Annotated in this window: 19 protein-coding genes; 9 read left to right on the plus strand and 10 right to left on the minus strand. The window is 67.2% G+C overall.

Annotated elements, in window-relative coordinates; all coding sequences use genetic code 11:
• Nucleotides 1-191: 191 nt before the first annotated feature.
• Nucleotides 192-1,394 (minus strand): amino acid aminotransferase, encoded by a 1,203-nt coding sequence (locus tag R1H25_RS00265; RefSeq protein ID WP_317222287.1) that lies wholly within the window; start codon nucleotides 1,392-1,394, stop codon nucleotides 192-194.
• A 171-nt stretch (nucleotides 1,395-1,565) separates the two neighbouring features.
• Here R1H25_RS00265 and R1H25_RS00270 point away from each other — a divergent pair, with 171 nt between their 5' ends.
• Nucleotides 1,566-3,656, plus strand: a complete 2,091-nt coding sequence (locus R1H25_RS00270; protein WP_317222288.1) for a TonB-dependent receptor domain-containing protein — start codon at nucleotides 1,566-1,568, stop codon at nucleotides 3,654-3,656.
• Nucleotides 3,657-3,690: 34 nt separating this feature from the next.
• Here the strand turns inward: R1H25_RS00270 and R1H25_RS00275 are convergent, their stop codons facing one another.
• The gene (locus R1H25_RS00275) at nucleotides 3,691-4,029 is read right to left on the minus strand and encodes a hypothetical protein (protein ID WP_005411772.1); all 339 of its coding nucleotides are present in this window, start codon (nucleotides 4,027-4,029) and stop codon (nucleotides 3,691-3,693) included.
• Between the two features lie 146 nt (nucleotides 4,030-4,175).
• On the opposite strand from R1H25_RS00275, the gene R1H25_RS00280 reads away from it, so the two are divergent.
• The 3 genes from R1H25_RS00280 to ligD all read left to right on the plus strand — a co-directional run bounded on the left by R1H25_RS00280 (nucleotide 4,176) and on the right by ligD (nucleotide 8,149).
• Nucleotides 4,176-4,574 (plus strand): hypothetical protein, encoded by a 399-nt coding sequence (locus R1H25_RS00280; protein WP_154348287.1) that lies wholly within the window; start codon nucleotides 4,176-4,178, stop codon nucleotides 4,572-4,574.
• A gap of 164 nt (nucleotides 4,575-4,738) precedes the next feature.
• Complete coding sequence (locus R1H25_RS00285; protein WP_049445718.1) at nucleotides 4,739-5,659, plus strand: Ku protein; 921 nt, start codon at nucleotides 4,739-4,741, stop codon at nucleotides 5,657-5,659.
• Between the two features lie 3 nt (nucleotides 5,660-5,662).
• Nucleotides 5,663-8,149: a DNA ligase D gene (gene ligD / locus R1H25_RS00290; RefSeq protein WP_317222289.1), complete on the plus strand. Its 2,487-nt coding sequence runs from the start codon at nucleotides 5,663-5,665 to the stop codon at nucleotides 8,147-8,149.
• Nucleotides 8,150-8,224: 75 nt separating this feature from the next.
• Here the strand turns inward: ligD and R1H25_RS00295 are convergent, their stop codons facing one another.
• The 4 genes from R1H25_RS00295 to R1H25_RS00310 all read right to left on the minus strand — a co-directional run bounded on the left by R1H25_RS00295 (nucleotide 8,225) and on the right by R1H25_RS00310 (nucleotide 11,215).
• The gene (locus tag R1H25_RS00295; RefSeq protein WP_317222290.1) at nucleotides 8,225-8,617 is read right to left on the minus strand and encodes a hypothetical protein; all 393 of its coding nucleotides are present in this window, start codon (nucleotides 8,615-8,617) and stop codon (nucleotides 8,225-8,227) included.
• Nucleotides 8,618-8,744: 127 nt separating this feature from the next.
• The gene (gene adhP, locus R1H25_RS00300) at nucleotides 8,745-9,773 is read right to left on the minus strand and encodes an alcohol dehydrogenase AdhP (protein WP_088480595.1); all 1,029 of its coding nucleotides are present in this window, start codon (nucleotides 9,771-9,773) and stop codon (nucleotides 8,745-8,747) included.
• A gap of 96 nt (nucleotides 9,774-9,869) precedes the next feature.
• Complete coding sequence (gene eda / locus R1H25_RS00305) at nucleotides 9,870-10,508, minus strand: bifunctional 4-hydroxy-2-oxoglutarate aldolase/2-dehydro-3-deoxy-phosphogluconate aldolase (RefSeq protein WP_317222291.1); 639 nt, start codon at nucleotides 10,506-10,508, stop codon at nucleotides 9,870-9,872.
• A gap of 116 nt (nucleotides 10,509-10,624) precedes the next feature.
• Complete coding sequence (locus R1H25_RS00310; protein WP_049445711.1) at nucleotides 10,625-11,215, minus strand: cysteine dioxygenase family protein; 591 nt, start codon at nucleotides 11,213-11,215, stop codon at nucleotides 10,625-10,627.
• Nucleotides 11,216-11,453: 238 nt separating this feature from the next.
• Between R1H25_RS00310 and R1H25_RS00315 the strand changes: the two genes are divergently transcribed.
• Nucleotides 11,454-12,509: a LacI family DNA-binding transcriptional regulator gene (locus R1H25_RS00315; protein WP_317222292.1), complete on the plus strand. Its 1,056-nt coding sequence runs from the start codon at nucleotides 11,454-11,456 to the stop codon at nucleotides 12,507-12,509.
• A 108-nt stretch (nucleotides 12,510-12,617) separates the two neighbouring features.
• On the opposite strand, the gene phhA is transcribed toward R1H25_RS00315, so the two are convergent.
• Nucleotides 12,618-13,511, minus strand: coding sequence for a phenylalanine 4-monooxygenase (gene phhA, locus R1H25_RS00320; protein WP_317222293.1), 894 nt, complete (start codon nucleotides 13,509-13,511; stop codon nucleotides 12,618-12,620).
• Between the two features lie 125 nt (nucleotides 13,512-13,636).
• Here phhA and R1H25_RS00325 point away from each other — a divergent pair, with 125 nt between their 5' ends.
• Nucleotides 13,637-14,119: an Lrp/AsnC family transcriptional regulator gene (locus tag R1H25_RS00325; protein WP_004153377.1), complete on the plus strand. Its 483-nt coding sequence runs from the start codon at nucleotides 13,637-13,639 to the stop codon at nucleotides 14,117-14,119.
• 88 nt (nucleotides 14,120-14,207) lie between these two features.
• Entirely contained in the window at nucleotides 14,208-16,208 is a 2,001-nt protein-coding gene (locus R1H25_RS00330; protein WP_317222294.1) for a hypothetical protein, read from the plus strand.
• A 39-nt stretch (nucleotides 16,209-16,247) separates the two neighbouring features.
• On the opposite strand, the gene R1H25_RS00335 is transcribed toward R1H25_RS00330, so the two are convergent.
• The gene (locus tag R1H25_RS00335) at nucleotides 16,248-17,240 is read right to left on the minus strand and encodes a patatin-like phospholipase family protein (protein WP_317222295.1); all 993 of its coding nucleotides are present in this window, start codon (nucleotides 17,238-17,240) and stop codon (nucleotides 16,248-16,250) included.
• Nucleotides 17,241-17,528: 288 nt separating this feature from the next.
• A complete protein-coding gene (locus R1H25_RS00340; RefSeq protein ID WP_317222296.1) occupies nucleotides 17,529-18,551 on the minus strand; it encodes a TIGR00266 family protein in 1,023 nt (340 codons plus the stop codon).
• A 158-nt stretch (nucleotides 18,552-18,709) separates the two neighbouring features.
• Here R1H25_RS00340 and R1H25_RS00345 point away from each other — a divergent pair, with 158 nt between their 5' ends.
• A complete protein-coding gene (locus tag R1H25_RS00345) occupies nucleotides 18,710-20,980 on the plus strand; it encodes a TonB-dependent receptor (RefSeq protein ID WP_049444578.1) in 2,271 nt (756 codons plus the stop codon).
• Nucleotides 20,981-21,111: 131 nt separating this feature from the next.
• Here the strand turns inward: R1H25_RS00345 and R1H25_RS00350 are convergent, their stop codons facing one another.
• On the minus strand, nucleotides 21,112-21,951 hold the full coding sequence (locus R1H25_RS00350; RefSeq protein WP_317222297.1) for a phosphatase PAP2 family protein: 840 nt from the start codon (nucleotides 21,949-21,951) through the stop codon (nucleotides 21,112-21,114).
• Nucleotides 21,952-22,212: 261 nt separating this feature from the next.
• On the opposite strand from R1H25_RS00350, the gene R1H25_RS00355 reads away from it, so the two are divergent.
• Nucleotides 22,213-23,091 (plus strand): hypothetical protein, encoded by an 879-nt coding sequence (locus R1H25_RS00355; protein WP_099590191.1) that lies wholly within the window; start codon nucleotides 22,213-22,215, stop codon nucleotides 23,089-23,091.
• Nucleotides 23,092-23,100: the final 9 nt, after the last annotated feature.

Below are 23,100 nucleotides of genomic sequence, written 5' to 3' on the forward strand. Positions count from 1 at the left end.
CCTCGCAGGCAAAGCGCCCTCACCCATGGGGGCTCGATCGGCGCATCCATGCGCCTCACGGTCCTGGCCACGGTGTGCCTCGCCCTGCGTTTCAGGGTTCGCCGCGAGCGCGGTGGGATGGCAAGAGCAAAAGCAAAAAAAAACAAAGGCGCCTATCGGCGCCTCTGTCTTCAAGCTACTGGAGCGTTGTTTCAGCCCTTGGCGACGGTGGCCACGGCCTTGGCGACGTATTCCAGGTTGTTCTGGTTCAACGCGGCCACGCAGATGCGGCCGGTGCCGACGGCGTAGATGCCGAACTCGTCGCGCAGGCGCTCGACCTGCTCACGGCTCAGGCCGGAGTAGGAGAACATGCCGGCCTGTTCGTTGATGAAGCCGAACTGCGGGGCACCTGCAGCGGCCAGCTTCTCGACCAGGCCCTGGCGCAGGGCATGGATGCGCTCGCGCATCTCGGTCAGCTCCTGCTCCCACATCGCGCGCAGTTCCGGGTTGGTCAGCACGCCGGCCACCAGCGCAGCACCGTGGGTGGACGGGCTGGAATAGATGGTGCGGATCACGCGCTTGACCTGCGACTGCACGGCCTTGGCGTCAGCGGCGGTCGGCGCCACCATCGACAGCGCACCCACGCGCTCGCCATACAGCGAGAACGACTTGGAGTACGAGTTGGCGACGATGAAGCTGTCGATGCCGGCTTCGGCGATGATGCGCACGGCGGCGCCGTCCTGCTCGATGCCCTTGTCGAAGCCCTGGTAGGCCATGTCGATGAAGGGGAACAGCTGCTTGTCCTTCAGCAGCTGCGCGACCTGCTTCCACTGGGTGACCGTGAGGTCGGCACCGGTGGGGTTGTGGCAGCAGGCATGCAGCAGCACCACGGTGCCGGCTTCCAGCTTGCCCAGGTCGGCCAGCAGGCCGTCGAAATCGACGCCATGGGTGGCCGGGTCGAAGTAGGTGTAATCCAGCACCTCGAAACCGGCCGCGCTGAACACCGCACGGTGGTTTTCCCAGCTCGGGTTGCTCAGCGCAACGGTGGCGTGCGGCAGCAGCTTCTTCAGCACGTCGGCGCCGACGCGCAGCGCACCGCTGCCACCAACGGTCTGTGCGGTGGTGACGCGGCCGGCGGCCAGCAGCGGCGAGTCCTTGCCGAACACCAGTTCACGCGTGGCCTGCGTGTACGCCGGCAGGCCATCGATCGGCAGGTAGCCGCGCGGTTTGGCTTCAGCGGCGAGCTGCTGCTCGATCTGCTTGACGGCGCGCAGCAGCGGAATGCGGCCGCTCTCGTCGTAGTAGATGCCCACACCCAGGTTGACCTTGGTCGGGCGGCTGTCGGCGTTGTACGCCTCGGTCAGGCCCAGGATCGGGTCGCCTGGGACCAGTTCCACGTTTGCAAAGAAGGACACGGCGGTACTCGTTCGGTAGACGGAAAGGGGGAGGAAGTGCGCTACGCGGTCTGCGGCGTTTCAGCCGGAAACAGCCCATCGTAACAAAGCCTGCCGGGGCTGGCCGCCGCCATCGTCATCCGCGGCCCCGTACCATGGCGTGCGTTGCCGCCCGATCCATCAACCTGAATCATGAATCCCGCCGCACGACGCCATTGCCTGCCGCTGTCCGCCCTGCTGCTGTCGCCCTGGGCGGCGGTGGCCGAGCCTGCGCCCACCGCCCTGCCTGCAGTGCAGGTGCAGGCCGCCCGGGTGCCGGGCATCGATCCGTTCGCGCTGCCGGCCAGCCAGGACACGGTCTGGATCGATGCCAGCCGCGCGGGCACCGGCGCGCAGCTGTCTGAGGCCATGGCTGGGGTCCCCGGACTGCTGGCACGCGACCGGCAGAACTTTGCCCAGGACACGCAGCTGTCGATCCGTGGCTTCGGCGCTCGCTCGACCTTTGGCGTGCGCGGGGTGCGGGTGCTGATCGACGGCGTCCCCGCGACCATGCCCGATGGCCAGGGCCAGCTGTCGCATGCCAGCCTGTTGGGCGCCGAGCGCATCGAGATACTGCGCGGGCCGTTCTCGGCGCTGTATGGCAATTCCTCCGGCGGCGTGCTGCAGGTCTGGAGCGCGCAGGGCCAGGCCGGCGACCCGTGGCGGCTGCGCCTCAACGCCGGGGCTGACAACACACTCAGTGTCGGCGCGCAGCTGAAGGGTGCCGGCCACGGGCTGGACTACAACATCGCCGCCAGTCATTTCCGCACCGACGGCTGGCGCGACCACAGCCGCGCGCGCCGTGAATCGCTCAACGCACGCATCGGTGGCGAGCTGGGCGGCGGGCGGCTGGAGCTGCTGCTCAATGCGCTTGACGCCCCCGATGCGCAGGATCCGCTGGGCCTGACCCGTGCCCAGGTGGCGGCGGATCCGCGCCAGGCCACGGCGGTGGCGCACCAGTACAACACGCGAAAATCGGTGCGCCAGCAGCAGGCCGGCCTACGCTGGACACGTGAAACCGGAGCGCAGCGCTGGCAGTTGATGGGTTATGCCGGCCAGCGCGCCGTGCGCCAGTACCTGCCGATTCCACCTGCCGCCCAGGCCAACCCGCTGCATGCCGGCGGGGTGATCGATCTGCAGGGCGGCTACGGCGGGCTGGACGCGCGCTGGGGCTGGCGCGGTGATCTGGCCGGGCGACCGCTGGACCTGGTGGCCGGGCTCAGTGCCGACCGCCAGCGCCAGCATCGCACCGGCTACGAGAACTTCATCGGCAGTGTCTTGGGCGTGCGCGGGCGCCTGCGGCGTGACCAGATCGACACCGTGCAGAACGTGGACCAGTTCGCCCAGGCCTGGTGGCAATGGAGCCCGCGCTGGTCGTTGCTGGCCGGCCTGCGCCACAGCACCGTGCGCTTCGACTCGGACGATCGCTACATCACCACCCGCAACCCGGATGACAGTGGCCATCGCCGTTACCAGGCGACCACGCCGGTGGCCGGGATCAGCTTCGAGGCCAGCCCGCAGTGGCGGCTGCACGCGGCGGTGGGACGTGGCTTCGAGACCCCAACCTTCAACGAACTGGGTTATCGCGCCGACGGCCAGGCCGGATTGGCGCTGGATCTGGCGGCGGCGCGCAGCCGCAGCCTGGAGATTGGCAGCAAGTGGCACGCACAGGATGGAACCCAGCTCGATATCAGCCTGTTCCGTGCAGATACCGACGACGAGCTGGCCGTTGCCAGCAATATTGGTGGGCGCAGCACCTATCGCAACATCGGCCGAACCCGCCGTCAGGGTGTGGAACTGCAGTATCGACAGCCGCTGGCCGAGCAACTGGAACTTCAGCTGGCGTGGACCTGGCTGCAGGCGCAGGTGCGCTCGCCGTACGTGACCTCGAACAGCGTGGTTGCTGCGGGCAGCCGCCTGTCCGGTGTGCCACGCCAGCAGGCCTTCGCCCGGCTGCAGTGGAGCCCCGCCGACTGGCAGTGGGCGCTGGAGGCTTCTGCCAGCAGCGATACCGTGGTCAACGACCTGGCCACCGAGCGCGCGCCGGGCTATGCGTTGCTGAACCTGGAAGCCGGCCGTCGCTGGACCCTGCCGGGTGGCGAGCTGCGCGCCTTCGCCCGGCTGGACAACGTGCTGGACCAGGCCTACATCGGCTCGGTGATCGTCAATGACGGCAATGGCCGCTTCTACGAACCGGGCCCGGGACGGCGAGCCAACGTCGGCCTGCAATGGTCGTGGCGCTGAAGGGGTAGTGCCGGCCGGCGGCCGCCACCACCGGTCAGTCGGGGGCCTTGGCTGGCACGAACGGCGAGGTCGGGTCGCTGGCCGGGAAGGTCTCCTCCAGCGCCTCGTCCTGGTTGTCGCTGGCGCGCTGCTTGCGCTCGCGGCGCTTGAGCGGGCTCTCCTGGCCACCGCGATGGCGGTCACCGCCATCCTTGCGGTCCTGCGCCGCCTGTTCAGCCTCATGCTTCACCGGCAGGTGGTCGTGCTCGGCATCGAAGAACGGTGCACCGGTGCCGCGGTAGTCGGCGTTGTCGGCATCGCGCTTGCCGCGCTGCTCGCCGGGAATGGGCGGGTGGTTTTCCCGCAGCGGGTCTCGCGAGGTCTCTCGGCTCATGGTCTGGTACCTGCCCTTGGGGGATTCCACTACACCGCTCCGCAGGTAAAGCCACCGCGAACCTGGCGTCATGAACATCTCGCTCACCCCCCGGTAACGGCACCGCGCGTATTCCTGCCCACCCGCCCCCGCTGCAGGAGCCGGCCATGCCCCGTCTTGAACGACCCGCACCGTCCGTGTTCAACGCCCTGCTCGACCCGCTCGGCCAGCGCACCGCGCAGCGCCGCACGCGCCGCTCGGAAGATCCGCAGGCGGTGGCGCAGGATTACCTGCAGTACATGCTCAGCGACTACGAGGAGAGGCGTGGCCAGAGCCACCGCAACTGGCGTGATCTGTGCCCGGTGTATGCCTTCGCGCTGACGACCCATGCCGCGGATTGGCCACGCGGTGATGCCGCCGATACCTGCGAGGAACTGGCCGAGCACTGGGAACAGATGCGCGGACAGTCACGGTTGGGCTGGTCGCAGGCACGGCCGGTGGTGGAGGACGCCTGGCGCGCGCTGGACCATATTCCGGCGGCGGCAGTGAGGCCGTTGCTGCAGTAGTGCCGGCCGCTGGCCGGCAACCTCAGGAAACTTCAGGCCGCGAGCCTCAGCCGGCCAGCGGCCGGCACTACCGTCTTCCGTAGAACCCACGTGCACGGTATCGACACGGGTGGTTTACACCGCTCGTCCGAAGCTGGATGCCCTGCCCTGCCAAAGGTACGCCCATGGCCCGCCCGATCTGGACCGGCACGCTGTCGTTTGGCCTGCTCAACGTGCCGGTGTCGCTGATGTCCGGCGAACGCAAGGTCGATCTGCAGTTCCGCATGCTCGATTCCCGCGACCGCAAGCCGATCCGTTTCGAACGGGTCAACGCCGACACCGGCGAGGAAGTGCCCTGGAAGGACATCGTCAAAGCCTACGAGTACGACAAGGGCAGCTATGTCGTGCTGGAGGAAGGCGACATCCGCTCGGCCGCACCGGAGAGCCACGAAGCGGTGGAAGTGGAATCGTTCGTGGATGCGGCGCAGATCGACCCGCGCTACTACGAGAAGCCCTACCTGCTGGTACCCGGCAAGAAGGCCGAAAAGGGCTACGTGTTGCTGCGCGAAACGCTGCGCAGCACCGGCAAGGTGGGCATCGCGCGGGTGGTGGTGCGCACGCGCGAATACCTGTGCGCGGTGATGCCGCATGAGGACGCGCTGGTGCTGATGATCCTGCGCTATCCGCAGGAACTGGTGGATCCGGAGGACTACAAGCTGCCCACCGGCAAGCTGTCCGACTACCGCATCACCAGCAAGGAAACGGCGATGGCCGAACAGTTGATCGAGTCGATGGCCGGCGACTGGGATCCGTCGCAGTACCACGATGAATTCCGCGAGCGCCTGCAGCAGGTGTTGAACAAGCGCATCAAGTCCAAGGGCGGCACCACGCGGGTGGACGATGAGCCGGCACCGCGCGAGGACGCCAGTACCAATGTGGTCGACTTCATGGCGCTGCTGCAGAAGAGCCTGGATGCGAACAAGCGCACGCCGGCGAAGAAGGCGGCAGCGCGCAAAGCAGCCGCCAAGTCGCCGGTGAAGAAGGCCGCAAAGAAGACAGCGAAGAAGGCTGCAAAGAAGACCGCACCCCGGCGCAAGGCAGGTTGAACCATGTCGCTGCACCAGTACCGGCGCAAGCGGCGCCTGGGCGGCGGCGCCGGGCAGACACCGGAGCCCGACGACACGCGTGCCCCCGGTGACCCGAAGCGGCGGCCGACCTTCGTCATCCAGCTGCACCACGCCAGTTCGCGCCACTATGACTTCCGCCTTGAGATGGACGGCGTGCTGAAGAGCTGGGCAGTGCCGAAAGGACCTTCGCTTCGCGTCGGCGAGAAGCGGCTGGCTGTGGAAGTGGAAGATCATCCGTTGTCCTATGCCGGCTTCGAAGGAGACATTCCTGAAGGCCACTATGGTGCGGGCCACGTGGAAGTCTTCGATCACGGCACCTGGGCCTGTGAAGGCGATCCACTGCAGGCACTGGCGGCGGGCAAGATCGACTTCGTACTGCACGGACAACGCCTGGCCGGTGGATGGAAGCTGGTGCGCACCGCGATGAAAGGACGCCAGGTGCAGTGGCTGCTGATCAAGCGCGACGACGGTGAAGCGCGCGACGCCGAGGCGGATGACCTGCTGACGGCACCGATGTCGAAACGAGCACCTGCGGCGAAGAAGCGTTCCGCAGAGAAGGCGGCGCGTGCAGCACCCGTCGCACGCACGACCACACGCAAGGCCGATGCGCGCTGGCGTGCTCGCGCACTGCAACTGCACGACGCACGTGATAAGGCCTATCCCCGCGGATTCAAACCGCAGTTGACCGATCATCGCGAAAGCGCGCCGGATGGAGAGCGCTGGCTGCATGAGATCAAGTGGGATGGCTATCGTCTGCTGGCCGATCTGCACGAAGGCGAGGTGAAGCTGCGCTCCCGCAACGGTCTGGACTGGACCGATGATTTTCCCGAGGTGGTACAGGCCGTGCAGGCGCTCCCGGTGCGAGACGCGCGCCTGGATGGCGAGCTGGTGGTGCTGGACCCGGATGGACGCAGTGACTTCGCAGCGCTGCAGCGGGTGATCGACGGCAGTTCGAAACAACCGCTGCGCTACATCGTGTTCGATCTTCCCGGTGTGGCCGGCGTGGACATCAGTCGTGCACCGCTGGTGGAGCGCAAGGCATTGCTGAAGGATCTCATCGGGCCAGCGCCCGGCACCCTGGCCTTCAGCGAGCACGTGATCGACCATGGCCCGCAGGTGTTCGACGCCAGTGGCAAGGCCGGCTTTGAAGGCATCGTCAGCAAGCAGGTGGATGCGCCGTATGTAAATACCCGCGCGCGCAGCTGGGTGAAGGTGAAGCACGAAGACACCGACGAGTTCGTGATTGTCGGCTACACGATGCCGAAGGGTTCCCGGGTGGGGTTCGGCTCGCTGCTGCTGGCGACGCCGGACAAGGGCGGATTGCGCTATGTGGGGCGGGTCGGCACCGGCTTCGACGACGAGAACCTGCGCGCGCTGCTCAAGGCACTGCAGCCGCTGGCAGTGAAGACGCCCGTGCTGCAGCTGCCGGCGCATGTGCCGTTTCGCGCTGCCAGCGTGCGCTGGGTGAAGCCGGTGACGGTGGCGGAAGTGGCGTTCCGTGGCTGGGGAAAGGAAGGCCTGCTGCGCCAGGCCAGTTTCAAACGGCTGCGCGGCGACAAGCAGAAGGAGGACCTGGGAATGAGCACCGCAGATGCCGAAACCGGAGGCGAGGTCCAGATCACGCATCCGGAGCGGGTGGTGTTTCCAAAACAGAAGCTCAGCAAGGGAGACGTGGCGGACTACTACCGGAAGATGGCACGCTGGATCCTGCCCGAGATTGCTGGACGACCGCTGTCACTGCTGCGCTGCCCGGACGGCGTGGGCAAGGCCTGCTTTTTCCAGAAGCACCATGGTCCCGGCCTGGGCGATGCGGTACATGCGGTGCCCCTGCAGCAGAAGAGCGGCCGCGAGGAGTACGTCTACATCGACGATGCGCGGGGGCTGCTGCAACTGGTGCAGATGAATACCCTGGAACTGCATCCCTGGGGCGCGGCCGTGGCCGACCCCGAGCACCCGGATCGTCTGGTGTTCGATCTCGACCCAGGCGAAGGCGTCAGCTGGGCACAGGTGAAAGCAGGTGCACGCGATGTGCGTGACCGCCTGCAGCAGGTGGGCCTGAAGAGCTTCGTGCGCTTGTCCGGCGGCAAAGGCGTCCACGTGGTGGTGCCGCTGCAGCCCAAGGCTGGCTGGGACGAGGCGAAGGCGTTCTGCGAGGCATTCGCGCAGGCAATGGCGCTGGAGAAGCCTGATCGCTACGTGGCGACGATGAGCAAGGCCAAGCGCAGTGGCGTGATCTTCATCGACTGGTTGCGCAACACCCGAGGGGCCACCAGCGTGTGCTCGTGGTCGCTGCGCGCGCGCGATGGCGCCGGCGTAGCGGTCCCGCTGCGCTGGGAAGAACTGGCGCGCATCAGTGCTGCCGACGCCTTTCCCATGGCCAAGGCGCTGGCGCGCGCGAAGCGGCTGAAGGGTGACCCATGGCAGGGCATCGCGCGGCTGAAGCAGACGCTGCCGCGCATGGATCTGTAGAGCCGAGCCGATGCTCGGCTGCCTGTGTCGGTGTGCATGAAAGCCGAGCATGGCTTCGGCTCTACAGGGGCGGCGTTACCCTGCGTCGCGCGAGGGGCGGCGTCCGAACCACCAACCGGCCAGCAGTTGCAGGGGCAGCGATGCCAGCAGCGAAATGACGAACCAGAACGGGAAGTCCGCACCCGCCGTCCACATCGCGTAGCCACAGCCCAGCGCGATCAGCGACCAGATCGAGAAGCCGTGTGAACGCGGCCAGCACGGCGCGTAATAGGTGGCGAAGGAAATGCCCGCGATGCCACCGAGCACGCTGAAGGCGAGATCCCAGCCCAGCTGCATGCTGTTGTTGTTCGGCGTCATGCCCAGCAACGGCGGCAGCCAGCTGGCGACGCTGCTGACCAGCGCGAGTGACAGCACGCCGCCGATCAGGGCAACGAGGGACAGGAACAGGGTCTTGAGCAGGCCAGGCATGCGCGCATTGTACGGCTGCCACGGAGTGCCCGGGTTGCCGGCCAGCGGCCGGCACTACCGATGGATCGGCATGGCCGCCGCGTCCGTGGGAGAGGGGGACGGAGCGACGACGACCATGCACAGGCGGTCAGGCGGCGAAGTCGAGTACCACGCGGCCCTCAATGGTGCCCGCATGCATGCGCGCGAACACCTCGTTGATGTTTTCCAGGCGATCGGTGCTGACCGTGGCTGCGACCTTGCCTTCGGCAGCGAACTGCAGCGACTCCTGCAGGTCCAGCCGGGTGCCGACGATCGAGCCACGCACGGTGATGCCGTTGAGCACCATGCCGAAGATGTCCAGCGGGAAGTTGCCGGGCGGCAGGCCGTTCAGCGAGACCGTACCGCCACGACGCACCATGCCCAGTGCCTGCTCGAACGCCTTCGGCGACACCGCCGTGACCAGGGCGCCGTGCGCACCGCCGATCTCCTTCTTCAGGAAGGCGGCGGGGTCGGTGGTGCGCGCGTTGACGGTGATCTGCGCGCCGAGCTGCCGGGCCAATGCCAGCTTGTTGTCGTCCACATCCACCGCAGCCACGTTCAGGCCCATCGCGCGGGCGTACTGCACGGCCATGTGGCCCAGGCCACCGATGCCGGAAATCACCACCCAGTCCCCGGGCTTGGTGTCGGTTACCTTCAGGCCCTTGTAGACGGTCACGCCGGCGCACAGCACCGGCGCGATCTCGACGAAGCCCACTTCCTTCGGAAGCAGGCCGACATAGTTGGCATCGGCCAGTGCGTACTCGGCGAAGCCGCCGTTGACTGAGTAACCGGTGTTGCGCTGTGTCTCGCACAGCGTTTCCCAGCCACCCAGGCAGTGTTCGCAATGGCCACACGCCGAGTACAACCAGGGGATGCCGACCCTGTCGCCTTCCTTGACGTGCCCTACCCCGCCTCCCACGGCCACGATGTGCCCCACGCCCTCGTGACCGGGGATGAATGGCGGGTTCGGTTTCACCGGCCAGTCGCCCTCGGCGGCGTGCAGGTCGGTGTGGCAGACGCCACAGGCCTCGATCTTGACCAGCACCTCGCCCGCCCCCGGGCGTGGTACAGAGACTTCCTCGATCACCAGTGGCTTGCCGAACTCACGCACGACAGCGGCCTTCATGGTCGAATTCATGTTCGGATCTCCGTAGTGCGCTTGCCCACAGAATGACGCCGGCGCGAGGCCGGCGCTTTGATCACGATCAAACCTTTGAAGGTTCGTGCAGCCGGTTCAGCCGGCCAGTACCGATGCCTCGCGGGCGAGGCGCTCGATGGCGTCCCAATCACGCGTCTGCAGCAGCGCCGGAGTGGTCAGCCACGACCCGCCCACGCACAGCACGTTGGGCAGGTGCAGGAACTGCGGCGCAGTCTGCGCGCTGATGCCGCCGGTCGGGCAGAAGCGCACATCGGCGAACGGACCGTGCCAGGCCGCCAGCAACGCAGCGCCCCCGGCCTGTACCGCCGGGAAGAACTTGAAGGTGTCGTGGCCGTGCTCCAGGCCCAGGATCAGGTCCGAGGCGGTGGCGGCACCGGGCAGGTACGGCAGGTCGGCATCGCGCGCGGCAGCATACAGCGCCGGCGTGGCACCGGGTGAAACGGCAAAACGCGCACCGGCGTGCTTTGCCGCCCGCATCTGTGCGGCGTTGAGCACGGTGCCGGCGCCGATCACCGCATCGGGCACGGCCTCGACCATGGCCTTGATGGCATCCAATGCCTGTGGCGTGCGCAGCGTCACTTCGATCACCGGCAAGCCGCCGCGGAACAGCGCCTGGGCTACTTCGACCGCTTCATTCACATCTTCGGGGGTGTACACCGGAATCACCGGTGCCAGCTTCAACAGCGCGCGCAGGCGCGGATCAGCGCTGGACATGGTCTTGCTCCTTGCCCGACAGGGCATCGCGGATCGCCGCCGGGTCCGGCAGCGCAGCGGCGCATGATGCCACGTGGCTCACCAAGGTGCTGGCGGCGCCCCGCCCTGCCCCCGGTTCAGGCCGGGTCGGCCTGCAACGCCTGGATGCGACGCTGGTACCAGTCACCACCGAGCGGATCGAACACGGCCGAGCGCTCCATCTGCGCCTCGTACACGTGCACCGAGATCGCCAGTGCGTCATCGCTGGCGTTGCGCAGGGTGTGGTACTCGTGCGGCGGGATCAGGCTTCCGGCACTGCCGCAGCCTCCGCGCAGCGCGGCGTGGCGGCGGAAGCGGCAGCGTTCTCCTGTGCGCTCCAGCAGCTCGTAACGGGTGATCTCCAGCTCGCCCGACCACACTCCTTCCACACACCACATGGCATCGTGGTCGTGCAGCGGCGTGCCCTGACCTGGGCCCCAGCTCATGGCGATCACGCTGTAGCCGTGTTCGCGGCTGTGGTACAGCGGGCGGCGCGCGTAATGATCACTGACCGGACGGTGTACGCACTCGGGCAATTCGATGCGGCTGTCCGCGATGGCTTCCTGCAGCGCCAGCTGCAGGTCGGCGGTGATGCGCTCGGGGTCACCGGAGGTCATCGCCGCGTCGACCGCGGCGATCAACCGGTCGCGGCCACGGAATGGCGGAAACGGAGAAGTCTGCAGTTCCATGCCCCGAATGTAGCGGAGCATGGTTAAGGGAATGTTGGCGTTCGCGCGCGTCGCACCCGTATTCAGAGCAAGCGCGCGTGAAAAACGGTTCAGATGCAAATGGAGCAGACCGATCACAATGGAACCTCACGCGGTAAAACGTGTCGAACACGACGTGTGCCGCTCCAGCTGCGACATTCCGCAACTTCGCGCCCGACGGGCGCAAGGCTAGAATTCTCCGACTTACCTGGTTCTATACATGTCAGTGCGAAATATTAGCGATGCCGCGTTGCCGGCATCGAAGGGCAAGGCTGCCACGATCAACGACATCGCACGACTGTCGGGAGTTTCCAAGAAAACGGTTTCAAGAATCATCAACAACTCGCCGCTGGTGCGCAAGGACACCCGCGACAAGGTCGAGGCGTTGATGCGCGAGGTCGGTTACGTGCCCGACCCCCTGGCGCGCGGCCTCGCGTTCCGCCGCTCCTTCCTGATCGGCCTGGTGTATGACGACCCGGGCGCCCAATGCATCGTCGACCTGCAGCACGGCGCGCTGGAAGCGCTGCGCGGCACCGGCTATGAGCTGGTCGTGCATCCCTGCGACAGCCAGTCTCCGGACTGCGCGCACGGCGTGCGGCGCTTCGTGCAGCAGCAGAAGCTGCACGGCGTGATCCTGGGCCCGCGAGCCTCCGAGTCGGCTGCATTGACGGAGATGCTCGACGGCATCGAATGCCGCTATGTCCGCATCAACGCGCATGTGTCGGATGACGCGACACAGGCGGTGGTCACCCACGATCGCGACGGTGCAGCCGCGGCAGCGGGCTATCTGCTCTCGCTCGGCCACCGCGACATCGCGGTGATTGCCGGACCGGGCAATCGCCGCACCGCACGCGAGCGTACCCATGGCTTCCTCGACCGGTTGGCCCAGGTGGGCCTGACCCTGCCGGGTGAGCGTGTGCTGGAAGCGGGCGATACCTTCGAGTCCGGCGTGCATGCCGCAGAGCGTCTGCTGATGAGCGGACAACGCCCCAGTGCGATCTTTGCCGGCAACGATGAAATGGCTGCCGGCGTGTACCAGGTGGCGTTGCGTGCCGGCATTGCGGTGCCACAGCAGTTGTCGATCGTCAGCTACGACGACAGCCCGCTGGCGTCGCGGCTGTGGCCGCCGCTGACCTCGGTGCGTCGCCATGTGTCCGATATCGGTCGCGTGGCCGCGTCGATGCTGGTGCAGGCCGACGTGCCGGATGCACCGACCGCAACCAGCGTGCACCCGCAATTGATGGTGCGCGGTTCCTGCCGGGCCGTGGACGCCTGACTGCCCTGCCCTCGCCTGCACCGCCGTGACGGTGCAGGCACCAGGCATCAATGAAAACGGCGCATCCAGGTGCGCCGTTTTCAGTGCGAAGCGGTGTGCTCCGTGCGCTTACACGTCGCCGCCGTCGGCCCAGCCTTCACCGGTGCCCTTCTGGAACACGCGGTCATCGCCCTGCACATCGCCCGCCGGCAGATGCGCCTGATCAGACAGCGCCGCGTAGATCGGGGTGAAGTCCGGCGACGTCGCCTGCATCAGCTGTTCGAAGCTGTCGATGACGAAGTAGGTCTTCTGGAAGGTGTCGATGCGGTACTTCGTGCGCATGATCCGCTGCAGGTCGAAACCGATGCGGTTGGGCGCGGCCGATTCCAGCGAGTACAGCGACTCACCCTTCGAAGAAACGATGCCGGCGCCGTAGATGCGCAGGCCCTCGGGCGTATCGATCAGGCCGAATTCCACCGTGTACCAGTACAGGCGGGTCAGGTTCTGCAGTGCATCCGGGCCGATCGCGTGGGCCTTGACGCCGCCACGGCCGTACGCCTCCATGTAGTCGGCGAACACCGGGTTCATCAGCAGCGGCACGTGGCCGAACAGATCGTGGAACAGGTCCGGTTCGGCGATGTAATCAATCTGGTCCGGGCGACGGATCCACCAGGTCACCGGGAATCGGCGATTGGCCAGATGGTCGAAGAAATCCAGTTCCGGCAGCAGGCCTTCGACGCCGACCAGGGTCCAGCCGGTGGCCGCGCCCAGTACTTCGTTGAGCTGGTCGAAGCGCGGAATCATGTGCGCGCTCATGCCCATCTCGTCCTGTGCATCCAGGAATTCCTGGCAGGCGCGGCCGACCAGCAGCTCGCGCTGGCGCTGGTACAGGGTGCTCCAGGTGGCGTGGTCGTCGGCGCTGTAGGTGTCCCACGGCTGCTCGACGAGCGCGGTGGTATACACCGGCACGTAGCCCTTGTCGGTCTGCTGGTGTTCGACGCGGCGGGGCTGGGCGGGGTCCATGGGGCACTCCTTGACGGGATACCCACGATGCTAGGGCAGGGCGCGCGCAACAGGGTTGCAAAAGTTGCGCCGATTGGCCTTGTTGGCGCAATATCCTTGCGTACTCACCATGTTGCGGGGCAACAATGGCCGGAGAAGTCCAGTTCGATCGCACGGATATACGCCTGCTGGCTGAAATCCAGCGGGATGGGCGCGCCACCAACGCCGAGCTGGCGACACGGGTGAACCTTTCGCCCTCGGCCTGCCTGCGGCGCCTGCAGCGGCTGGAAAGCGAGGGCGTGATCGTCGGCTATGGCGCGCGGCTGGAGCCGCGCCAGCTGCGCCTGGGCCTGCAGGCCTTCGTGCGCGTGCAGCTGGAAAAGCACGACCAGGCCGCGATCGGGCACTTCGTGGACAGCGTGCAGGGCTGGGATGAAGTGGTGGCCTGCCATGCACTGACCGGCGACATGGACTACCTGCTGCACGTCTACGTGCGTGACCTGGAGCATTTCTCGCACTTCCTGCTGGACCGGCTGCTCAATGCCGGCGGCGTGGCCGATGCCAATTCCAGCTTCGTGCTGCGCACGGTGAAGGGCTTCCAGGCATTGCCGCTGTCGCAGCTGGAATAAGCGCGCTGCCACGATTTGACGGCACCGGGCGGGTAGCCGAGCATCACCGCCCTGCGCGCGCCGCAGCGTTCCTTTTCCGGTTCCACGCATGTCCGAACTCCAGCACCCGCTGCCCACAACCACTTTCCTGCCGCTGCAGCGCAAGTCGCTGGCGCGCTACATCGCCCATGGCACGCCACCGCAGACGGCCTTGGAGCAGGCCGGGCTGATGGCCGCGCAGCTGTGCCGGACGCGCCTGCACCCAGCGGCCGAGATCGAGCGCCTGCTGCATGATGCCTGCGCGTTGTTTGCCGGCAACGAAGGCGCGGCTGCACAGCTGGCCGGGCCCGGTGGCGGTGGCCAGCCGGAACTGGATGCCTGGCTGAGCGCATTGGCCGCCCACGGCGTGCTGCTGGCGCCGGCGGAGATCCTGCAGGGCGTCATCGCGCAGTCGCCACGGGAATACCCGGGCCTGGCCCTGCAGCAGGCCTGCCAGGAAACCCTGGTCGAACATGAGATCCGGTTTCCCGCCACTTTTTCCAGTGACGATGACGAGGCCCCGCAGGATGACGTTGCCGCTGAAGATGCGCGGGCGGTCGAACACCATGGCCTGTACACGTCCGAGCAGGCCCGCGTGCTGCGCGCCATCGCCGCCAACCCCGATGAACTGATCGACCTCGATGGTTATGCCGGCACCGGCAAGGGCCACCTGGTGCTGGCGCTGATGGAGGCGCGGCCCGGCCGCTACACCTACGTGGCGCCCTCGCGTGGGCAGGTGGAAGCCTTCCGCGCCCGCGTGCCGGCCAGCACTGCGGTGCGCCTGCTGACCCAGATCGAGTTCGCCAACCGCGTGGCGCAGCACGCCGCGCGCAGCGGCCAGACCGGTGGCTTCGTTGCCAGCTATCGGCGCAGCACCCGTACGCCGCGCGAGATTGCCGGCCGCATCGGCCTGCAGGGCATCGGTGGACGCAGCCCGGAGCAGGTGCTGCTGACCGCGTTCGAGGCCATCAACCGTTGGTGCGCGTCGTCGGCACCGGGCATGGCGTTCCAGCATTTCGACCGTTCGGTGCCCGCCGCGATGCTCGACGTGTCGCCGTACATGGCGGCCGCCGAGCACGTCTGGCGCTGCATGTTCGACGCCGAACTGCAGCGGGGCACGCTGCTGAGCCTGAGCCCGGCGCACATCGGCAAGTGGTTGGCACTGCGCGGCGTCACCCCGCCGCAGGACATGGGCATGCTGCTGGTGGACGAGGCGCATGACCTGAGCCCGTCGTGGAAGCAGTTGCTGGCCGGCCATGCGCCTGGCGTGGTCAGCCTGGGTGATCCGCACCAGTGCCTGACGGGTACGGTGCCGCGCTGGACCGCGTCGAAGGTGCTGGAAATGCACCAGTCGGTGCGCCAGGGCAACCAGGTCGAGGGACTGGTCAATCAGACCCTGGCGCTGGATGGGCTGGGCCAGGACAGCGCGCCGTTCGTCGGTGCCTCCGACCGCGCCACCGGTGTGCTGCATTACCGCGACTGGGCGCAGGTGCCGAGCGAGGGCCTGCGCATCCATGGCAACGTCGCCGATCTGGCTTTGGATGCGGCACAGCTGCAGGCGCTCGGGCTGCGGCCCTACCTGCATCCGGCATCGCTGCGCGCGCTACGCAGCGTGCTGCAGCGGCCGCTGGATGCGTGGCGCCGGCGCCACGACAGCGCATCGGACCCGGCGTGGGAGCGCTTCCTCGCCACACAGTCCGACGACGGGCAGGGCGCGCTGGTCGAACTGCTTGCGTCTGCCGATCAGGTGCAGTCACTGCTGCAGGCGCTCGACGATCAGGACATGCCCGCAGAAGGGCGTGTGGCGCTGTGCCTGGCCGAGCACGCGAAGAACCTGCAGTTCGACGTGGTCTCGCTGTCACCCGGTTGCTTCAGTGCGGGGCAGGGCGGGCGCATCTGGCACAACCCGGTGCGTGCGGTCTATCTGGCACTCACCCGTGCGCGACGCCAGCTGCATGTGCCGGCCGATGGCATGGAACAGCTGCAGCACACGGCGACACTGCAGGAGCAGGCTCGCCAGAGGCGCAGGCGCGAACGGCAGCAGGCCAGCGGTTACCGGCCTGCGCGCTAGAACGCGCGTCGCTGTCTGGCAGCGCCACGCTGGCTCAGGTCAGCACTTGTCCTTGCGGCCCATCAGCTTGCCCAGGCGCGAGGCTTCCTCGCACTTCGGCGCGGCCACCGGGGCCGGTGCCGCTGCGGCGGCGCGCGCACGTTGCAGCTGCTGGATCTTGGCGCGGATCTGCGGCATCGCCGCCATGGCGGCCTTTTCGCCTTCCAGGATCGCGGTGCCACGCTGGCTGAAGTCGGCGGCACCGATGTCCAGCACCTTCGGGCGGATGACGATGTCGGCGCGTGCCAGTTCCTGTTCGCCCAGGCGCTGGCCCATGATCGAGATGGACTGGTTGACGATGCCCAGCATGTCGGTCGGCGCCTTGCCGCTGGCCTTGCTGGAGATGTCCACGGCGATCACGAAGTCGGCGCCGAGCTGGCGTGCGGCATCGACCGGCACCGGGCTGACCACGCCGCCGTCGATGTAGTTGCGGCCGCCGATCTTCACCGGTTCGAACACGCCGGGGATGCTGCTCGACGCGCGCACCGCCTGGCCGACGTTGCCGCGCACGAAGATCGCACGCTCGCCGGTTTCCAGCTGGGTGGCGACGGCGGCGAACGGCTTTTTCAGGCGCTCGGCAGGGCGGTTGGCAACCTGCTCGTTGACGTAGTCCTGCAGCTTCTGGCCCTGCACCAGGCCACCGGAGAACAGGCGCACGTCGCGGATGCTGGCTTCGTCCAGCGCGACCGCCTTGCTCTGCATCTGGAACGCGTCCATGCCACTGGCATACAGCGCACCAACGACGCTGCCGGCGCTGGTGCCGGACACCACGGCCGGCTCGAAGCCGTTGGCCTCCAGCATCTTGATCACGCCGATGTGGGCGAAGCCCTTGGCTGCGCCACCACCGAGGGCGATGCCGATCTTCACCGGCTTGGCCTGCGGCGCCACGGTCGGCGCAGGCGGCGGCGTGGGGCGGACCGGGTCGCCACCGCAGCCGGCCAGCAGGCCGATCAGGGCGACGGACAGCAGCATGCGGGGGCGGAACAGGCTCATCGGCAGTGCGCTCGCGGCGCCGGATTCAGGAAAGGGCGCCAGCATACCGAAGCCGTGGCGGGGCGGGCAGGGTGGGGGCAGCTCCCTATTCAGCAAAAAAACGTGAATCGCTTCTGGTGGGTGCGGACCTCGGTCCGCACAAATGCCTGGTCGCGCGCTGAAGGAATGTGCCAACCAAGGTTGGCACCCACCCAAGGCAGGTCCAGGCGGCCGCCGAGAACCTCCCTATTCAGCAGAAAACGACCATGGTAGGTGCCGACCAAGGTCGGCACCTGCCAAATGAGTGGGTCAGAACCGGTTGTCGCCGTCCAGCATCCGGCCCAGGCCGCCCAGCACCGAACCCTCGCCACGGTTCTGGCCACCGCCCTGCGGTGCGGCCATCCACATGCGGCCGGCCAGGCGCGAGAACGGCAGCGACTGCAGCCAGACCTTGCCCGGACCGGTCAGCGTGGCCAGGAACACGCCCTCGCCGCCGAACAGCATGCTCTTGATGCCGGTGACCCGGCGCACGTCCATGTCCACCGTCGGGTGATAGGCCACCACGCAGCCGGTATCCACGTCCAGCCGCTCACCCACGGCCAGTTCGCGCTCGACCACGCAGCCGCCGGCGTGGATGAACACCCAGCCGTCGCCCTCCAGCTTCTGCATGATGAAGCCCTCGCCGCCGAACAGGCCGGTCATGATCTTGCGCTGGAACTGCACGCCGATCTGCACGCCGCGCGCGCCGGCCAGGAAACTGTCCTTCTGGCAGACCAGGCGGCCGCCGTGCTGGTCCAGCTTCATAGCCAGTACGGTGCCGGGGTAGGGCGCGGCGAAGGCGACCTTGCCCTTGCCGTGGCCGCTCTGGGTGTAGACGGTGGCGAACAGGCTTTCGCCGGTCAGCACGCGCTTGCCGGCGGCCATCACCTTGCCCATGAAGCCGCCGCCCTGGTCGCCGTTGGCGGCGCCGAACACCGTGTCCATCTGCACGGTGGCGTCCTTGAACATCAATGCGCCGGCCTCGGCAATGGCGCTCTCGCCGGGGTCGAGCTCGATTTCCACGAACTGCATTTCATGGCCGACGATGCGGAATTCGATGTCGTCGGCGCGGCCGTTGGCGGCGGCGGAGACCAGGACCGGCGGCGGGATACTGGGCATGCCCGGAGCCGGCGCCTGCAGCTCGGCCACCTCGGCGATCGGCGTCCACCCGCTCATGCCCTGGCACCAGGCCAGCGCGCGCGGGTTGGCCTGCGCATAGCGGCGCGCGGCTTCGTCATCGAGCGGGCCGACGCGTTCGGCCTGGGCGGAGGCATGGAAGTACCACTGGGTCATTGCGGCGGCTCCGCGAGGCTGGAAAACACCAGTCTAGCGAGCGACCCGGCTCCGGGGCGACGTGGCCATGAACGGCGGGCATTTGCGGGGCAGGTGCTGTATTGCAACAATTATCTGGTAGCGCCGTTTTACCACCCCTCCAAACACAGCCTACTGCCATGTCCCCGACCCGTACTTCCCGTGGCCGCCTTCCGGTCGCGCGCCCTCTCGTTGCCGCTCTTTCCGCCCTGCTGCCGCTGGTAGCAGCCGCCCAGGAAACCCCCGCTGCCAAGGACCCGGTTGCCCTCGATGCCCTGCAGGTGACCGCGCAGCGCCGCGTCGAGAACGCCAAGGACGTACCGGTCGCATTGAGCGCGATCCAGGGCGAGAAGCTGGATGTGCTCGGCTCGGCCGGCGATGACATCCGCTTCCTGGCCGCACGCGTGCCCAGCCTCAACATCGAGTCGTCCTACGGCCGTGCCTTCCCGCGCTTCTACATCCGCGGCCTGGGCAACACCGACTTCGACCTCAATGCGTCGCAGCCGGTGTCGCTGGTGTATGACGACGTGGTGCAGGAAAGCCCGCTGCTGAAGGGCTTCCCGCTGTTCGACCTGGCCAACGTGGAAGTGCTGCGTGGCCCGCAGGGCACGCTGTTCGGCCGCAACACCCCCGCCGGCGTGGTCAAGTTCGATTCGGCGCGTCCGTCGCAGGATGCCGATGGCTACATCCGCGTCGGCTACGGCAGCTACAACAGCTGGAACGTACAGGGCGCCTACGGCGGTCCGCTCACCGACCGCTGGTCGGCACGTGTCTCGGCCATCTACCAGCGCCGCGACGACTGGGTGGACAACACCCGCGTCGGCGCCCCCAACAGCGGTTTCGAAGGCTATGACGAAGCCGCCGGCCGCGTGCAGTTCCTGTACGAAGGCGACGACTTCGAAGCGCTGTTCAACCTGCACAAGCGCAAGCTCAACGGTACCGCCCGCCTGTTCCGCGCCAACATCATCCAGAAGGGCGGCAATTCGCTGGTCGAGAACTTCGATCGCGACAAGGTGGCCAACGATGGCGTCAACTTCTCCGACCTGGAGACCTGGGGCGGCAGCGCGCGCCTGCAGTGGAACCTCGGCTCGGTGACGCTGCACTCGATCACCGGCTACGAAACCGCCGAATCGCTCAACCGTGGCGATATCGACGGTGGCTACGGTGCGGCCTTCCTGGGTGCCGGCAACTACGGCCCGGGCCTGATTCCGTTCTCTTCGGAGTCGGCTGACGGCCTGCCGCATCACCGCCAGTGGACGCAGGAAGTGCGCATCGAGTCCAACGAGTGGGGCCGCTTCGATTGGCAGGCCGGCGTCTTCTACTTCGATGAAGACGTGACCATCAACAACTTCAACTACGACTCGCTGACCCCGGGCAATCCGCAGACCGGCCACGTGGTGCAGAACCAGCGCAACAAGGCGTGGGCGGTGTTCGCCTCGGGTGACTTCGATGTCACCGACCGCTTCAAGCTGCGCGCCGGCGTGCGCTACACGCAGGACAAGAAGGACTTCAGCGCCAGCGTGCTGCAGGCCGTTCCGTTCGGCACCCCGGTCAGTGGCCCGTACCTGGCCAACACCGACGTCAACGACGTCAGCTGGGACCTGAGCGGCGTGTACAAGCTGACCGACGACATCAACGCTTACGCCCGCGTGGCCAAGGGCTTCCGCGCACCGTCGATCCAGGGCCGCCTGGCCTTCGCGCCGGGGCTGTCGCAGGCCGATTCGGAGAAGGTGATCTCGTACGAAGCCGGCATCAAGGCCGACCTGTTCGAACGTCGCGCACGCCTGGGCCTGAGCGTGTTCCGCTACAACGTCGACGGCCAGCAGCTGATCGCGGTGGGTGGCAGCAACAACACCGCCACCCTGCTCAACGCCGACAAGACCATTGGCCAGGGCGTGGAACTGGACCTGGAGGCCTACCTGGCCGACAACGTCCTGCTGACCTTCGGCAGCAGCTACAACGACACCGAGATCAAGGACAAGAACCTGGCGGTGGCGATCTGTGGCGGCGGCTGCACCATCACCGACCCGACCACGGTGATCAACGGCCAGACCTATGCGCTGGTGAACGGCAACCCGCTGCCGCAGGCGCCGAAGTGGATCCACAACGCGACCCTGCGCGTCGGCTTCCCGCTCAGCGATGGCAGCGAGCTGTATGCCTACACCGACTGGGCCTACCGCAGCGCGGTGAACTTCTTCATCTACGAGTCGCCGGAATTCCGCGGCCGTAGTTCGCTGGAAGGCGGCCTGCGCCTGGGCTACAACTGGGATTACGGCCAGTACGACGTGGCCGTGTTCGGCCGCAACCTGACCAACCAGACCCGCGTGGTCGGCGCGATCGACTTCAACAACCTGACCGGCTTCCTCAACGAGCCGCGCACCTGGGGCGTGGAGTTCACTGCGAAGTTCTGATGCGGTGGCTGCGGTAATGCAATGAAGAAGGGCCGGCGTAATGCCGGCCCTTCTGTTTCCTGCTTTCTGTAGAGTCGAGCCATGCTCGACTGCCATGAGCCGAGCATGGCTCGGCTCTACAGAGGCACGGCTTACAGCGCGCTCTGCGGGCGCACCTTCAGTACCGCGTTCTCGGTGGTGCAGTCGCGGCTGGAGTGCAGGCCGGCCTTGCGCGCGGCAGCGATCTCCTTGCGTGCGGCCAGCAGGTCCTTGTTGAACGCGGCGTTGTCGTGCAGGCGGGCCACGGCGGCGGCACCCATGAAGCGGCCCTCGAGGATGTCGCTCTGCCAGTGCACGTTGCACACCAGGCGGCTCTCGCCGTAGTTGCGGCCGCGGGCCTGGATGGCATCGGCGCGATCCGGTGCGATCTCCGACAGGATCAGGGCCCAGGCCCAGCCGATCGAGGTGTGGCCGGAGGGGTAGGAACCATTCTCGCGCAGGCCTTCCTCGTCCTGCGGCGAGCAGGTCGGTTCACCATTGACCATGAACGGGCGGGGGCGCTGGTAGTGGTTCTTGGCGGCCTTGGTGGCGGCGCTGGCGTCGATCCGGCTGCGCTCCAGCAGTCGGTACAGCGCCGGGGTCTTCACTGCATCGACGTCGATGTCAGCGGCGCAGGAGAAGTGGTTGGCGCCTTCGGGAAAGCCGAGTTCCGCATCCACACCGGCCTGGGCGAAGCGCGGGCTGCCACGCAGCGCCCGGGCTTCACGGCTGACCTGCTCGTCCAGTGCGAGGGCGGCCGAACCGGCCACCGGAGGTGCCGGCACCAGCTCGAGACTGGCCGGTACCGCGTTCTTGTCCAGATAGCCCACCGCCTTGGTGGTGATGTTGGCTTCGACGGCAGTCGGCTTGGTGGCGGTGGCAGCACAGCCGGCCAGGGCCACGGCAACGGCGAGGCCGAGCAGGGGGCGGGCGGGGTGGGAAAGCAGCGACATGGACGGGCTCCGGAGGAAAAACATCGCGCCATGATCGCAGCCCGAATACGACAACGCAGTGGTCATCGGTCATACGGCCAGACCCGGCATGGTCATTGTCGCGATATGAAAAGCGTCATCGTTTGACGTCAGTCTCCTGAATCCGGGCGCAGCGCACGGACTTTCACGCCGCTGCCCCGCGAGCATCGGCACAACGGCAAGCGCCAGGGCCGTCCAGTTCCAGCCGGGTCGGGGGGATCCGAAGACAGAGGGAGAGAAGCGATGCGCAGCACCGCAACAGGAAGTACCGTCCTGGCCCTGCTCCTCGGGCTGGCAACCGCCCCGGCGCAGGCCGCCGACGTGGTCGGCGTGGCCTTCGTGCACGGCACCGGCGCGCAGACCAATGCCACCCAGGACTACTGGCAGCCGGCGATCATCGACACCGTGCGCCAGGGCCTGCCGAACAGCAGCAACTACGTGGTCATCAACTGCGACTTCACCCAGTACATGTGGAAACCGGAAGCGGCCGGCTGCCTGGCCAACCAGCTGACGAGCTTCATCGACAGCCGCGGCATCACCCAGCTGGTGGTGATCACCCACTCCAACGGCGGCAACGTAATGCGCTGGATCCTGTCCAACCCGACCTACGACAGCCGCTATCCGAAGATCATCCGTACGGTGCGCAAGGTCAACGCGCTGGCACCGTCCTCGGGTGGCACGCCGCTGGCCGATGCGGTGCTCAACGGCAACACCTTCGAAACCTCGCTGGGTTGGCTGCTGGGCTACAAGAACGATGCGGTGCGCCAGCAGCAGGTGGCGAGCATGGCTACCTACAACGCGCAGAACCTGTACGGCACCGCCGGTCGTCCTGCGCTGCCCAAACCGTTCCGTGCCATGGTCGGCAGCGATGTGGAATCGGCGGTGTGGGACAGCAACAGCTACTGCGGTGGCTATGCGGCCAATGTCGGCCTGGAGTTCACCCAGAACTGGCTGTCGTCCTGCTCCGATGGTTTCCTGGAGTGCAGCAGCCAGAAGGCCGCCGGCACTACCTGGTTCACCGACAAGCAGCGCACCCAGGGAGCAGAGCCGCTCAGCCACAACCAGAGCCGCCGCGAGTGCTTCGGCCTCGGCACGATCCTGCGCAACGACCTGAGCCAGTGAGGGAGACGA

It is taken from the genome of Stenotrophomonas veracruzanensis (genome assembly GCF_032911525.1).
Classification (GTDB): Bacteria; Pseudomonadota; Gammaproteobacteria; order Xanthomonadales; family Xanthomonadaceae; genus Stenotrophomonas; species Stenotrophomonas africana.